The sequence below is a fragment of the Arthrobacter sp. M71 S08 genome, from assembly GCF_059089725.1.
The window spans coordinates 54065-67904 of the sequence record NZ_JBNHEY010000005.1; the positions used below are offsets into that span (position 1 = coordinate 54065).

The window sequence follows — 13840 nt, forward strand, 5'->3', positions numbered from 1 at the left end:
AGGGTTGGAGAAAATTTCAAGTTCAGCGTCCGGCGACCCCAAATGTGCACACTGATAGCATCGAATTCCACCAAGCTAGCATCGAATTCCGCCGAAGGGTTGTCTCAATCGTCCTGGTGGCTCTCCGCCCCGGTTGAAGGTGGCGAGCCCTCCGCCGTAGAACGTCTTGAGGACCAGTGGCCCCAATGCGAACCCGTCCCAGGTCTTCTCCGTCGCCGGCACGGCGGTGCGCATCACGAACACGATGAGCGGCGCCGGGTACCTGTACTTCGAGGCCGGCGGAACCGACATCTGCGCCGGCGGCAGCAGTCCGATGTGGCCGCCGATGCATCACTTCCGGCGTTGCCGAGTCCGACAGCGCCTGCTGGACAGCGACCGTGGAGGAGTTGGGCACACCCCAGTTCTGACCTCTCTCGCCATCGGCGCCTCGCCCAACTTCTCGTAGGACGACGCGCCCAGTTGCCAGCCGTCCGCGCTCCCCAATCCGTGCACATAGTCTTGAAGCCGTGACCATGCGTGCTTCTATATACACCCGTATCTCTAAAGACCTCGCAAATCTTGGGCTTGGAGTTGCGCGTCAGTTGGCGGACTGCGAAGCGTACGCGGCTAAGCAGGGATTCGAAGTTGTGTCGGTGCTCGAAGACAATGACATATCGGCTTCAGGGCTGAAGAGAAGGCCCTCGTACCAGCAGTTGCAAGAATTGATGGAACGAGGCATGGTCGACGTGGTTGTCGTCTATGCCATGGACCGGCTTCATAGAAACATGGGCGAGCTTGTGGAGTACATCGAGCTCAGCCAGCGCACCGGCATCGGCATCGTCTCGGTTACGGGTGGCAGGATCGACCTCTCCACGGCGGACGGTCGACTGCAGGCGCACATCTTCGGGGCAGTCGCCTCAGCGGAGCGTGAGAAGAGCCAGGAACGTATCAAGCGCAAGCACTTAGAGTTGGCGCAAGCTGGGGCATGGCCGGGCAGACGTGTTTACGGCTATCGAGAAGATTCGACGGTCATCGAAGCGGAAGCGTTGATCATCAAAGAGCTGTGTGAGCGTGTGCTTGCCGGCGAAGGTTATAACGCGATAGCGGCCGACCTGAACGACCGCGGCGTTCCGACAACAAGGGGAGCCAACTGGCGAGCGACTACGATCATTGGGATCGTGAGGAGCGCTCGAATCGCGGGGCATAGAGAACACAGGGGGGTGATCTCCGCCCGTGATGCATGGCCAGCGATCATTGATGATGACACCAGCATGCTGCTGCGTTCCAAGCTGGCACCAGGAGGCTCGCGAGGCACACGAGGCGGTCCCAGGAAGCATCTTCTGACGGGTCTGCTTCGGTGTGGTCTGTGTGAACACGGCATGGTCAGGGGTCTCGCTGGTAAGACGCGCGTGCCAAATTATCGCTGCCCTAGGAATGAGGGAAGCGGCGCGTGTGGGCGCATTAGTATCAACCTAGAAGGCGCTGAAAGGTTCTTGGCCGACGCGTTGTTTGCTGCGCACGATAAAGCCAGTGAAGTGGATACTGGCAAAGATGAAATAGCTGACTGGGTTGTGGCTCGAAAGACTCTCGAAGATCGCAAACTGGACTTAGCGGAGCAGTGGGCTGCTGGCACTATCGACCGCGACGAGTGGCTGGCGGCATCGGCTGCCATCAAGCGCCGACTGACCGAATTACCAGAGCCGCGTACCAAAAGCCGGGTCACGAGAATCACCGGGGACGAGTTAAGGCGGGCCTGGTCAGATATGCCTGTCGGCACCAAGAGGGCGCTTCTTGAAGATGCTTTCATCGAAGTGACTGTCATGCCTCGACGGATCGTGACTGGGGCCAAGGTCTTCGATCCGGGTCGCTTGGTTCCGAAGTGGCGGCGCTGACTTGCTCTCTGACCAAGTGCCTTGTTATGCGGCATCTGAATCGGACTTAGTTGGAGAAGCAATGGCTCTAGTGGATCTGTCACTTGCTGCCAGTGCGCGGGCTATGGTGCCGCGATCCTCTATCTTCAAAGGCAAACCTTGTGCAGCGCGACTAGAAGCTACCCACTCGATCGTGTTCGTCATATAGGTCTCTATGCGGGCGAAGGCTTGACGGGTGTCAGTCCTCTCTTCGCCTCTCACTTGCAACAATCCGCCCGCGAAGTCTTGCTCCGTTTAACTCTGCTCAATATGCGCTCTAGTTAGACCTGGCAGGGGCGATATGGGGGTTTTTACGGCGCTTCAATCTGGTGCTGGATGGACCCTTATCCCTGATTTGAGGTTCCTGGCGGCCCGCACGCTTCCCTACGGTCAAAACACATGCGTTTTGGACAGCACTAAATGCTGGAAGTTGGTGGGGGTGCGTCGTTATCCGACCCGGGGGATGCCCTGCCGGGTGGTGTCATCTGTTCTGTGTGCGGCAGCATTCGTCTTCCGCAGGGTTTCTACGAAAAATTCTGCCGTCCCGGTGCGGGGCACCTTGGGTGGGTGTCGGTGGCTGGGGCGGCTCACCGGTGGGCCTTCTGCTTCCCTGGCTGCACTTCGTGTGACGCAACGGGTATCGCAGTGTCGGCCCAACCGGTGTCGCCTTGGTGTGCTGGTGCGTGCAGCGTGTGGTGAGCCGCCTGCGGGGGCGGGTGGGTGCCGGGTCATGTGTGCGGCTGGTCTGAGTTTCGTGATCCCTGCCGGGGGCGGGTGTGTGCCACACGAGTCTCGCTCATTGGAATCCCCATCGCTGAACGACGAGCTCAACGATGAGCTGAACTGGAGACCTTACCGGTGAACAAGTAGCCCAACGAAATAGTGAGCCACCGTGTACAGCCGCCCGCAGGGCATCACTCGACAGCACATCACCTCTCAACCATTGGCCCACCCACTGCGGCGCAGCCGTTGCCACCCAGTCAGGGAACAAGCAGCTCAGCCGAGAAGAGAACAGGTGACGAAGTCGCCCACGGCCCAGCAGGAAAATTCGCCACAACGGACACAAGTAGAGGGTGAGAAACACGAAGAAGGCTTGACGGTTGCAACGGCCGAAGGCCGCAAAGAACCCAGCCACAAACCTACGGGTACCAGTGAACGAGACCAAGCCACCACTGGTGGACGAACCGGGAACGAGACGGACAGCCGGGCAAGGGCCGGCCGAGGAGTAGAAGGCAGCAGGAGGAGTGTGGCGTGCGCGCCAGAGCGCGCACAGGGAAGCGAGAAGGTCACCAATGTGGGGGACAAGTAGAGCGAAGCGCGGGCGACGCTCGCGCAGGGAAACACAAAGAGCCCATGAAGAAATCACTGGGTCATCGAGAAGAGAACCAAGAAGCTAACCAGTGGACGCGCAGCGGACACCAGGAGAACCAAGAAGGACAACAGACAGAGAGCCTCGAAGAGAATCGAGACGCTACTCTGCGATGCCCGCCAGGGTCGAGATTCTTAATATGGCCAGACACAGTCGGCCATCTTCTCACCGCCACCACACAGCTCGGCCAGACCGGGGCGGCTATCGCCGGACCGAAAAGCCCCCGCACAAAGTGCGAGGGCGACGGGCGGGCGGGGTCAGACGTTGGCGGTCTCGGGGATGTCCGGGTTGGGCACATCCTCGTAGCGTTCACGTTCAGCATCACGGAGTTCCTTGATGCGTGCTTTGATGCGCTCGGCTTCGGCTTCAAGGTCGGCGATCGCCTCAACGTTCGAGGTTTCCTGGGCGAGACGCTCGTTGGTTTCGAGGAAGTGCTTCGCGGCGTACCAGGCGAGGCGCTGGTATTCGTTCCACCCGGTGCACGGCATCGCCAGGCGCAGCTCCTGTTCGATGAACGAGCTCTTGTGGATCGCACAGGCCGGGGTGACCAGTGTCGTCTCGACTCTGTTCAGGTAGCTGGCGCGGACGCGGAGGTTCGCTTTGCCGCCACCCCTGGTCACGAAGGTGTAGGAGCGGGTCTCCGGTGATGCTTCTCGACGCGGACGAGGACGCAGCCGGCTTCAGCGGAGTGGGCGGGAAGGGCATGGAGAACGATCATGATTTCAATGTGTGCGGACACGACCGTGCGCCTCACCGCGTGAGGATCAGTCGGTCCGGATGAGGCACCAGGCTCGGTCGAAGCGTCGGGACACCAAATCGGATTCGCGCATCCACACTTCGACGTGGCCGGCGTCGCCGAACCAACCTTCCAGGGTCGTCCAGCTTTCCAGGTCGAGGATGAGCCGGTACTCATCACCGTCGGCAAGCGGCAGGACGGCGGGCAGCTTCTGCTTCACGGCGTTGATGTGGCCACGGTGGCTGTGGCCATAGGCATGGCTGACGGGAATGGGTGCGTCGGCCCAGGATAGGGTGCGCTGATACGACCAACACCGCTGGTACTCGGACTGCAGTGACTCGATCAGGTCGAACCGGGCGTGGGATCCGGAGGCCGCGTCCGCAGCGGAAGGCAGCGTGAAGCCGGGCAAGGGAATCATGGCTTGGCAGGCAACCGGTGCGTCCAGATCGGACGGCGGATCGATCAGCTCACCGCGCTCCGGGTCGACCCATCGCACCATCCAACCTTTAGCGTCGCCGGGTTCGTCGCCGAACGTCTCCAGGTCATGGAAGACCTCGAGCACACCGGAGGTCGGCAGCCCTTCGCATCGAGTGCCGTCGGGCCAGGCCGATTTGCCTTCGGCATCGATGACCGAGTCCAGGTCCGAGAGGTGGATGGCGGCAACGTGGGCGAGCGGCTTGCCGTCCGGTCGCCGCGGCCAAGACTCCAACGGTGCGACAGCTGGTCCGCCCAGCCAGCTGATCCACGCGCCATCGGGCCATACATCGCGCAGATCCTGCTCACCGGTCTCGAACGCTGCTCACTGAAGACGGGCGAGTAGGCGAACTCGGGTAGGAGGTGCGCAGCGCCGACAGACGTCAGCCACTGCTCGATGCTTCCGTACGGTCCGTGAATCGGGACGGTGAACTCTGTCATCGGCTTCCCTTCGCCCACCGTCATCCTTGCAGACGGGCCGAGCTCGCAGCCAGAAAGACCCTTGGACGAGCGCCCTGCGCCGCGCACCACGATGTTTTGATCCGACTGGGGCTCCGGCAAGAATTCTGTTCGGATCGGTCAGGCACTCGATCGGTGGCTCGTCATCGAAGTGTCCCGTGGGACCGTGCGGCCAAGATCTGGAGTTGTTTGTCTTCCCATTCGCGCTCCGGTCTATATCGATCGGCGTGCCGACCGTTGCGGCGCGTTCCGTCTCGGGTAATCATGCCGCCCGCGCAGCAACATCGTTAGCAGCAAGCTGGAGGACCGGCTCTTCGTCGCCTCCGTCGCGAAGCCACTCCGTTACCGTCTTGCGATTCAGTTCACCTGGGACAGATGCCTGTCATCACAGTGCCCACGTCCAACTGTCATCGGTTCCACTCGACAGCACCTTGAGGATGGAGGACAGGCCGGGCAGTAGCTCACCGTTGTCTTGGAACTGCCAGACCGGGTAGATGAATTCACCTTCAGCCGTAGGGCATCCGAGGATTTCTTCGTTTTTCACGCCGATCTTAAATTTCCCGGTAGGGGAGGCCCAACCAGGTCGTCAGCCCGTCGGTGTCATAGAACGGGCCGCCCTTCTTCACCAACGCGTTGGCGGGATGACCGGTCATAGTTCGATCATCCGAATCTCGGCTGGCACCCACGGTAGACGGGGAGCCCGGTGCGGTAGCTCCTCGGGTGTCGGTTCGTCTTCCCAAGCGTCGATGCTGACGGCGGGCGTGGTGCGGCGGACTGTTTCGATGGCGTCACCTCTGATGGCTGGGGTGAAGAGGATCTCCTCGTCGAGCTGCACACCGGAGAATGCGAGGACGGGAATCGGTTCGCCGTACTTTCTGAGGTCATATACAGGCAAATGCTGGTACTGGGGAGTGGTCGCCGTGATCTGCACATAGCGGGTAAGTAAGGAACCGGCGTTCGAGACCTCGAAGCGGTAGATCGTTCCGCTCGCGGTGTGAATCTTCCAGTCTCCATGCCCAGTTGCATGAATCTGCTCGATCATGTAAACCGCCTACGGCGGAGAGTGCCAAAGCAAACCTGTTCGCAGCGATAGATTTACTTGCTGAGCCGAGTTTCAGCAGTTTGAACACGCCGGTTGTGAGTTTCATTGGGCCTTGGGCCTTGGGGTCGAGAGGTCTACGCATATGCGTAGATAACGTCGCATAAGCGCCAACTATTGCGGGTTCGCAGTAGTTGTTTGCTGCCGCTTACGAGGGCTTTTCCGGCGTTACGGCGTTGGCCCATACCCAGCCTTCTCGCTCGGTCTTGATGGTGGGTTCGAGGAAGCGGATTTTCACTGCTCGGTTGTTCCACGCGAGGGCGTGTGCTTTGAGGCGCACGGCCTTGGTGGGGTACCTGATCCACACGTTAACCCTGCGTGGTGTTGGGAAGTCCGTGGGCGGATGGTTCTCGAGGTCGATCTCAATGGGTGTAAGCATCATGGGCTCTTCGCGAAGGATCCATCCCTCGATCCATCTGTCCACGTACGCGGCACCGTACCGCTTATTCTGACCCACTCCTTAAATGTAGAACATACGTTCGACATTTGGTGGTGGGGAAGAATTGCAGCAGTCTCGCTCAGTCCTCAAGGACTTGTGAGACTGCTGCCCTGAGAAAACATGTGAGACAGTTTGGCTCGGTGTGTCTAGCTTCGGGGAGGGATTTCGGAAGTGTCCGCCAACCTCTAGCTCATGAGACCTGAATATTGCAGCGTTAGGATCATCGAACCAGCCCCTTATAAGTCGAACGAAGTTATCGACGTGCGAGATGGGGTTCAGATGCCGTCACCCCGCCGATCAAGAAGAGCAGCCGCGCCGTCGACGTCGAAAGGCACACCGCCAGTCAGGTCGCGAACCTTTGTCACCAGATTTGTTACATCCCGCGCCTTATTCACCTAGCACTTGATAACGTTGGGATTTCATCATTTCGCGGCAATGGGGGCGTTGTCTTGGGGATTCTCTGAGATTCACCTTCAGAGCAGCAATACGCATTAGTGATCGCCGTTCCGCGATCCAATGAGGGGGTCTCCTATGTCAGACAACACGCCATCGCCCTACGGGCACCCGTATGGGGAGCAGCCGGGCCAGCAGCCCGGGGGAAGCCAGTCCGTAGGACAGGCCGGCGGGAAGCCGAAGCGGCCCTGGTATAAGAAGAAGCGAGCAATCACCCCCGCCGGTGTTCTGGCTTTACTCATCCTTATCGGAAGCTGCGGTGGCGGTGGGGAGGACCCAGCCGAGACTGCTTCGGACACCACCCAGACGACGGCCGCCGCCGAACCCACCGAGGATGCCGAGGCGAAAGCCAGCGCAGAAGCTGCGGAGAAGGCAGAAGCCGAGGCGGAAGCAAGGGCAAAGGAAGAAGCAGAAGCCAAGGAGAAAGCCGAAGCTGAAGCTAAGGCTGCGGCGGATGCCGAGGCGGCAAAGAAGGCCGAGGAAGAGGCCAAGGCCGCCGAGGAAGCTGAAGCGGCGAAGGCTGCAGCAGAGGCCGGCACCCCAGGCCAGCAGAACGCGCTGAGAAAAGCCGAAAGCTACCTGGACTTCTCAGCCTTTTCGAAGCCAGGCCTGGTCGACCAGCTGGTCTTCGAGGATTTCTCCCCCGAGGATGCAGCATGGGCTGTGGAGCGGGTTGATGTTGACTGGAACGAGCAGGCAGCCGAGAAGGCTAAGAGCTACCTCGAATTCTCAGCTTTCTCTCGGCAGGGGCTCATTGACCAGCTGCTCTTCGAGGGCTTCACTCCTGAGCAGGCTGAGTACGGTGTGAGCCAGACGGGTCTCTAAAGCCAGACGCCGAAACCGGCCCGCCAGACAGACCATTGCGGTTTGTTGGACGGGCCGGTTTTTGTTGAACTTCGATCAGTCTGCAGCTGGCTCCAGCAACTCGACGTGCTTTCTTGATGGTTGAAGTTTTGTAGGTGGGCCATTCGGACGCTACCGCCTTCTTGCGGTCCGGCCCGACGACTTCCGTATCGTCTGTGCCGGAACATGATGCTGATGTAGCCCCAGCACCCTGGGTTTCCTGCCCGCAAGCAGCCTCATAGGCGATCCAGTAGTCGAGGTGCTGACCGACGCCGCGGTAGCCGCCACTTCCTTCGCACATGTCGCGGTGTCATGTCATGGTTCTATGCACATCGGTCAGGGATCAGAGAACCACGCCAACAATCGAGGCTGTGTCACAGAACCAGCAGTGAATAGTAGGCCGCGAGTTCGAAGCAGTCCTTGTATCGGTCGAGGTGTGCGCCATGCCCTTACTTTCAGTCGGATACTGCGGTGAGCAGATGCAACAGCGAGGGAGGGGTCGGTGAGCGTGATGTCGGCCCGCCTACAGCGCTCGAGGGAACTGATGTTCAAAGGTGCGTCAGCTGCGCACTGTGACGCGCTGACGCACTAAGCGACAAGCCCCTGCCGCCTGTGCGTGCCGGGGCTTTCCGTGCTTGGATAGAGCCGCCGGGGAATACGAGCAGGGGAGACCAGTGGGCCAGACACCAGAGCAGAAGTACCATGAACGGGTAGCGAAGATCCGCAGTAAGCACCCGCTTCCCGAGAAGGCGCTCGTAGCCCCGGGGAATACCTGCTGGGTCGCATACTTCGACGGCGTCATCGTCGCCAAGACCGGCGTCGGAGTCCAGCCACAGACTGTGGTTCTTCAAAGCGTTGCCGAGATCAATCTCCGTACACCGGGGTCGTTCCGGGACGGGTTGTTGAAGCTAGTCACGGCCGACGGGCCGGCGAAATCCCTGGACCTTTCCTTCAGAAGCCATGAGGAGCAGGCGTTCACCCATTTCAAGAAGGTGTTGGAGGCTGAACAGCAGAAGGGAGTCGCTGGGGTGCTGACCCCTGCACAGGCGGCACAAGCTGCTTCGCCGACACCGCTAATGGGCATCGCTGATGACAAGTTCCGAGCCAAATACAAGATTCCTGCGGACGCCGTTCTAGCTCGCGCCGCCGGCGTCGGCTACATCTCGTTCGACGGCCATTTCGTCACAATCCAACACATCGGCATGCAGCGTGGTGTCATTGGCAAAGGGACCAAGCGGTTCCCGCTGACTGCCATCTCCAACATCCACATCAAGCCCGCGGGATGGGTGATGTCCGGCTACATGCAGATCACGGCCAGTGGCTCAAACGAGACGCGAAGCAAGTTCGGCAGGCAGACCTGGGACGCCAGTCAAGATGAGAACACGGTGGTCTTTGGTGTGCAGGAGCAGGCGCCGTTCCTGGCCCTCCGCGACGCCATCGAGAAGGCGCAGCGCGACCTTCATGCTCCGCGACAAGCGGAGCCCGCTACCCCTCCCCACACAGACATCCTGGCACAGCTGGAGAAGCTGGGCAGTTTGCGGGATGCAGGCATCCTCACCGACGAGGAATTCGCCGCAAAGAAGGCTGATCTGCTGGGACGGCTCTAACGGTCGACTCCTCAACCTGACGAACGTTCGTCAATCCGCACCACCTCTTGGCCGTCAGACGCCGGCGCGCATAGAGGGGTGATTACATCTCAGGACGAACGAACAGCGTGTCATCTTCCCTCTGGGCCACCAACGTGGCAGCAATCAACTGGAACCGCATCCAGAACGAAATGCACCACCATGGACTTTTGGCGAGGGCAGGGTCGTACCGCGGTTCCAACGCTCCGCCTTCGGCGCTTATCTCCGCGAGACGGGGAGAAACTCCTCTATCTGACACTCACCTGCGGGGGCTGGTTTTCGGCTCCGCGCTCCCGATTGTGTGAGATCGCGCCGGTCCTAAAACGCCAGGCGGCGTTTGTGCGTGCGGGCCACCTCAAGTAGGTCGAAAGCGGCGAAGGATGCAGGGCGTTCGCCAACCAGCATCGGCAGGTTCTTCTTTGAAGAGGGCATTCGCGCCTCGAGTGACTGGAAGTCGAGCCGGTCACTCGTCCAGATGACGGCATGGCTTCTCGGCGGTGTACACCAGACCAGGGAAGTAGCGGGTGAGGTCTTTGCCTTGGTGTGACCACAGCGCGTAGAAAGGGGTGTGTCTGGCGGGAGGTAGGGTGATGCCAGCACTGTGACGGGCGGGAAGTGTTTTGCCGGTGTTAGCGGGCCGGGGGTATTTGATACCCCTCCTCGCTAATAGCCGGTAACTCGCTCGTCAGGGTATCACATAAAAGCAAGTCCGCTTGGCCTGTCCTATCTGTCCCACCGAAAAATCGCCTGTCCTACCGCTGGTGGGACAGTAAAACGCCTAGTCAGAGGCCCTTTTTTGGGGTTTGTCCGGCTGTCCGGCCGTTTTTTGGTTTTGTACATCTCCATAGAGGGGGGTTTCACATGAAAGGGTGGCCACCATATGTAGGGCCCTTATATATATCTCTTAAAACACATTTTGATAGGACAACTACTATAGGGGGCCCTACTTCCCAGCAATGACGCGAAATTTTCTGTCCGACCAGGTGATAGGACAGTGATAGGACACCTGGACAGGGTGATCGGAACTTCCGGCACGGAAACTCCGGGAGTCGATGCTAGACCGCACAGGACCGCAGTGGGCGGCTGATCCTGATACTGGCGGTTTTCTTGGCAGATGGCCATCGTTCACGACCCGAACGGCCATCGAAAGGAAGCTTCGTCAACCAGTGACGCCCGTTCCTTCAGAATCTGCGCATGGACTGGGGCAGGAAACTCAGAAGGGAAGAAGGCGATCCGCCGAACACTGGTTGCGTCAGCTCAAGTCTCAGGTGCTCGCAGGTCGGGTACTGAACTCAGGAACAGGCACAAGGTGGCACAGCGATCCTAGAAAGCGAATCGATCAGAGTCCTCGGTCCAATGCGTCAAACATTTATGTGCAGTGCAGGACCGGCCACTCATCAGATCGATTACCCTCGACCAAAACGGAGCAGTCGCTCAGCGAACGGACGTAAGGACGGGTGGCCAAAGAGGTCCGTGCCGGGTACAGCCGCTACGAGTCGTCCGACGCGGAATCCTTCCCGAAACTGCGCCAGCTCACCGAAGAGAGCGGCGTCGGGCTGCTCGCCCAGTTCACCGAAGACCACGCAGCCGGTGCCGTCGGCCTGGCAGGCATCTGGACCTGCTCGTATGGCAGTGCGTACTCAATGTCGATGCGCGTCAGCTGCGATCCGATGGAAACCTCGAGCGTGCCATGGTGTGATCTGAGACGAACCGCAAGCCCCCGGCGATCCTTCGCCACCCTATTCATCCCTTCACGAAAGACCGCCTTGTCTAAGATCCCTTCAGTCCTCGCCCTCGCCGTGGTTGCCGGCCTCCTCGCCGGATGTGCCGGCAGCTCTTCTGAACCTGCCGCCGATAAGTCCACGCGTTCAGCCAAGCCGTCAGCGTCCGCCAGCCCGTCACCGACTTCCTCACCGGAGGAAGTTGAAGCAGCCACTGCTGAGACCGAACCGGCCCCCGAGTCGGAACCGACCGCGGAACCGGCCCCCGAGTCGGAACCGACCGCGGAACCAGCACCCGAGCCGGAGCAGCCCGAGGAGCCCGTCCCGACCATTGATCCGCTCCCGGCCGGACCGGACGACCCGTTCGTCCCGCCGCCCCACGGCGAGCCAGCACCAAGCGGCCCGGTGAACAGCATCGTTACGCTGACCAAGGAGCCGGGCGGAGTGGCAGTCAGCGCCAAGCCCGGCAGCTCCGTGACCGTCACTGGAAGCGGCTACCAGGCGGGGGAACGGATCAAGATCAACCTGGGCGTCTTCCAGACCGACGCCTCCGTCATCGGCGACCAGTTCACGACCGCCGACCCGGCCGGAAACTACGCCTTCACGATCACCCTTTCCCCGGGGATTACTCCGGGCACCTACGTCGCGGTGGCATCCACCCCGGACAAGCCCGGAGACACCCGGCGCTGGGCGACGATCGAAGTCGCACCGTAGCCGACGGGAATTCACTGGTCGAGGCGAAGCCCGGTTGCCCACCCACGGTGGACGGCCGGGCTTTCCCATGCCTGTTGTGAGTTTTGCGGCGAATGCCGTACACATGGTTGGTACCAACAGGAAGGAAAGACCATGGCTACCAAGGCCAAAACCAAGCCCGGCTTCGCACTGCCGGCCGAGCTCGTCTCGGACCGGGTGCGCTTCGCCTCCTCCGGCGCTGCAGGCGTGCACGCCGACCAGAAGGCCCGCAAACACCGCACCGGCCTCACCAACCGCGTCGAATCGCGTTCATCCCGTGTCCGTGCCGCCCTCCGGATGGAGGAACGATGAGCCCACGACCGACGCTTCCGACTGTTCAGCCCGCCGAGAGCCCGGCGGGTTTTTTTGTGCCCTGATTCCGCCGCAACGGTGAGCCTTGGCTGCCATCCCGCACACATGCAGTCCATACCTGCAGACCCGGAAAGAGAGCAGCCACATGAGCACCCACCCAACCGACAGCGAGATTGCCGGAGCTATCGCACCGCTCCTTCACAGGACGCGCGTCGCTACTACCCACAAACACACACGACTCGCCCAGGAGAAGCTCGAGCAGCTCAAGGCTGATGGTGCCAGCCAGGAAGCAATCGACGCAGTTAATGAACTCATGTACGCGATCTACGACTTCCCCTCCCGGGACGAGTCGCCCCTGAAAACCAAAGCTGTCATGCAGCAGGAGACGCTCGCTGCCATCTGGGTGCACGTCGACCGGAGCGTATGGGTGGAGCTGACCGACGAGCAGAAGGAATGCTTCGCCGACGCCGTCGACGCCGAGTACACCAAGCCTGGTCTTGGCGGCGACCCTCTTGAGCGTTGGTGGCGGGACGGACCGGTACGATCCGACCATGAGTTCCAGTAGCCCCGGGGCTTATTCAGAACACTTGGTCAGCAGTACCTCGATCCTCAAGGTCAAGGCCGCCGATCCCTTCGCCATCGCTGAGAGGCCCGACGAGTATCTGCTGGACATCTTCGAGCACCCGGCTGAAGCAGCGGCTCTATGGCACCAGCACCGGCAACGGAACAAGCAGTGGAACGAGGGCCTGGTCCAGCTCCGGTACCAAGGCGTGGAGCTCATCGAAGCCAGCATGGTCGACGACGTCGTCGCACTCTGGTCGTACCTGCTCAGCCTGGTGGAGGAGTTCCTGGAGAACGACCGCGCCGAGGCTTCATTCCCCGACCAACCGATCCCAATCATCCTGGAAACCGTCCGGGGACGGACATTCTTCAGCGTGGGGTCCACCTGCGTCATGGTCGAGCCGGTCCCGTTCATGGTCAGCCTGGTGGATGAGGCCGAACGGTTCTTCCGCTGGCTGGAACAGAATCTAGGCGAGGCCGTCCCGTCGAATCGGATTGCGGCGATCCGCGGCCGTCTGTGATGAGGATTCTCAGTCGGCCGTTGGGCTGAAAAGCGTAAACTGAGGACTCTCAATCCTTGAGTGAAGACAGGCTCGACATGAATGCTTCTGGTGACGATGGCCGTCCGACTGAGGAGGTATCTCTTCGAGGTGTCGATCGGGTGGGCGCCGCGGCAGCAGCCGCGACAACGTTGGTGTTCATCCCAGTATTTGTCCGCAATCCCTCCACGACACAGGAACTTCCGCCCGGCTGGCTCGTCGCCCTGATTCTGGCTGCACCCTTGTCCGCTTACCTGGTCAGCCGCCTTCTGGGTATCGTCCTGAGTATCCCGTTGTCGCTGTTGGTCGGGCTGCCCCAGGTGCCTCTGGTGGTTCTGCTGTCGGCTGCGGCAATCTTCCTTGACGTGGTGCGCGGTCACCTCATCGACGGAACCATAGCGATGTCCTATGCAGTAGGGACACCCGTCGCATTCGCTGCTGGGCTCGTCCTGCTGACCCTGGTGGCCGCCGGCACCAAACTGGGTGCTCGACCCCGAAGAACAAAGAAGAGACTCCGCCGGCCCCTTGCTGGGTGATTGGCTTCGTGGCTGCTGCACCATCACGCCTATGCGCGGCGGCAAGCTACCAC

15 protein-coding genes are annotated in these 13840 nt (G+C 60.7%); 10 read left to right on the top strand and 5 right to left on the bottom strand.

What is annotated here, in order from left to right; all coding sequences use genetic code 11:
* Positions 1-166 precede the first annotated feature (166 nt).
* Together AC5RTB_RS11540 and AC5RTB_RS11545 are read left to right on the top strand one after the other, a co-directional pair.
* Complete coding sequence (locus AC5RTB_RS11540) at positions 167-445, top strand: hypothetical protein (RefSeq protein ID WP_494061218.1); 279 nt, start codon at positions 167-169, stop codon at positions 443-445.
* A 67-nt stretch (positions 446-512) separates the two neighbouring features.
* Positions 513-1871, top strand: coding sequence for a recombinase family protein (locus tag AC5RTB_RS11545; protein ID WP_494061396.1), 1359 nt, complete (start codon positions 513-515; stop codon positions 1869-1871).
* A 1644-nt stretch (positions 1872-3515) separates the two neighbouring features.
* Here AC5RTB_RS11545 and AC5RTB_RS11550 read toward each other — a convergent pair.
* The 5 genes from AC5RTB_RS11550 to AC5RTB_RS11570 all read right to left on the bottom strand — a co-directional run bounded on the left by AC5RTB_RS11550 (position 3516) and on the right by AC5RTB_RS11570 (position 6483).
* On the bottom strand, positions 3516-3878 hold the full coding sequence (locus AC5RTB_RS11550) for a hypothetical protein (protein ID WP_494061219.1): 363 nt from the start codon (positions 3876-3878) through the stop codon (positions 3516-3518).
* A gap of 144 nt (positions 3879-4022) precedes the next feature.
* Positions 4023-4703 (bottom strand): DUF1963 domain-containing protein, encoded by a 681-nt coding sequence (locus AC5RTB_RS11555; RefSeq protein ID WP_494061220.1) that lies wholly within the window; start codon positions 4701-4703, stop codon positions 4023-4025.
* Between the two features lie 609 nt (positions 4704-5312).
* Positions 5313-5471, bottom strand: coding sequence for a hypothetical protein (locus tag AC5RTB_RS11560; protein WP_494061221.1), 159 nt, complete (start codon positions 5469-5471; stop codon positions 5313-5315).
* A 105-nt stretch (positions 5472-5576) separates the two neighbouring features.
* Positions 5577-5969 (bottom strand): hypothetical protein, encoded by a 393-nt coding sequence (locus AC5RTB_RS11565; protein ID WP_494061222.1) that lies wholly within the window; start codon positions 5967-5969, stop codon positions 5577-5579.
* A 205-nt stretch (positions 5970-6174) separates the two neighbouring features.
* Positions 6175-6483, bottom strand: coding sequence for a hypothetical protein (locus AC5RTB_RS11570; protein ID WP_494061223.1), 309 nt, complete (start codon positions 6481-6483; stop codon positions 6175-6177).
* 513 nt (positions 6484-6996) lie between these two features.
* Here AC5RTB_RS11570 and AC5RTB_RS11575 point away from each other — a divergent pair.
* The 8 genes from AC5RTB_RS11575 to AC5RTB_RS11610 all read left to right on the top strand — a co-directional run bounded on the left by AC5RTB_RS11575 (position 6997) and on the right by AC5RTB_RS11610 (position 13787).
* A complete protein-coding gene (locus AC5RTB_RS11575; protein WP_494061224.1) occupies positions 6997-7743 on the top strand; it encodes an Ltp family lipoprotein in 747 nt (248 codons plus the stop codon).
* A 692-nt stretch (positions 7744-8435) separates the two neighbouring features.
* Positions 8436-9368 carry a DUF4429 domain-containing protein gene (locus AC5RTB_RS11580; protein WP_494061225.1) on the top strand — a complete coding sequence of 311 codons (933 nt, stop codon included), beginning with the start codon at positions 8436-8438 and terminating at the stop codon, positions 9366-9368.
* Between the two features lie 107 nt (positions 9369-9475).
* A complete protein-coding gene (locus tag AC5RTB_RS11585) occupies positions 9476-9691 on the top strand; it encodes a hypothetical protein (RefSeq protein ID WP_494061226.1) in 216 nt (71 codons plus the stop codon).
* Between the two features lie 1152 nt (positions 9692-10843).
* A complete protein-coding gene (locus AC5RTB_RS11590) occupies positions 10844-11821 on the top strand; it encodes a hypothetical protein (RefSeq protein ID WP_494061227.1) in 978 nt (325 codons plus the stop codon).
* Positions 11822-11953: 132 nt separating this feature from the next.
* The gene (locus AC5RTB_RS11595; protein ID WP_494061228.1) at positions 11954-12151 is read left to right on the top strand and encodes a hypothetical protein; all 198 of its coding nucleotides are present in this window, start codon (positions 11954-11956) and stop codon (positions 12149-12151) included.
* A gap of 145 nt (positions 12152-12296) precedes the next feature.
* Complete coding sequence (locus AC5RTB_RS11600; RefSeq protein WP_494061229.1) at positions 12297-12716, top strand: hypothetical protein; 420 nt, start codon at positions 12297-12299, stop codon at positions 12714-12716.
* Positions 12703-13233, top strand: a complete 531-nt coding sequence (locus AC5RTB_RS11605; protein WP_494061230.1) for a hypothetical protein — start codon at positions 12703-12705, stop codon at positions 13231-13233. Before AC5RTB_RS11600 ends, AC5RTB_RS11605 begins: the two co-directional genes overlap by 14 nt.
* A 77-nt stretch (positions 13234-13310) precedes the next feature.
* Positions 13311-13787 (top strand): hypothetical protein, encoded by a 477-nt coding sequence (locus AC5RTB_RS11610; protein ID WP_494061231.1) that lies wholly within the window; start codon positions 13311-13313, stop codon positions 13785-13787.
* The last annotated feature ends 53 nt before the right edge of the window (positions 13788-13840 follow it).

Coding starts and splice junctions, on each gene's coding strand:
- AC5RTB_RS11545 (WP_494061396.1), top strand. CDS start 513: ATGCGTGCTTCTATATACACCCGTATCTCTAAAGACCTCGCAAATCTT.
- AC5RTB_RS11565 (WP_494061222.1), bottom strand. CDS start 5,969: ATGATCGAGCAGATTCATGCAACTGGGCATGGAGACTGGAAGATTCAC.
- AC5RTB_RS11575 (WP_494061224.1), top strand. CDS start 6,997: ATGTCAGACAACACGCCATCGCCCTACGGGCACCCGTATGGGGAGCAG.
- AC5RTB_RS11595 (WP_494061228.1), top strand. CDS start 11,954: ATGGCTACCAAGGCCAAAACCAAGCCCGGCTTCGCACTGCCGGCCGAG.
- AC5RTB_RS11600 (WP_494061229.1), top strand. CDS start 12,297: ATGAGCACCCACCCAACCGACAGCGAGATTGCCGGAGCTATCGCACCG.
- AC5RTB_RS11605 (WP_494061230.1), top strand. CDS start 12,703: ATGAGTTCCAGTAGCCCCGGGGCTTATTCAGAACACTTGGTCAGCAGT.
- AC5RTB_RS11610 (WP_494061231.1), top strand. CDS start 13,311: ATGAATGCTTCTGGTGACGATGGCCGTCCGACTGAGGAGGTATCTCTT.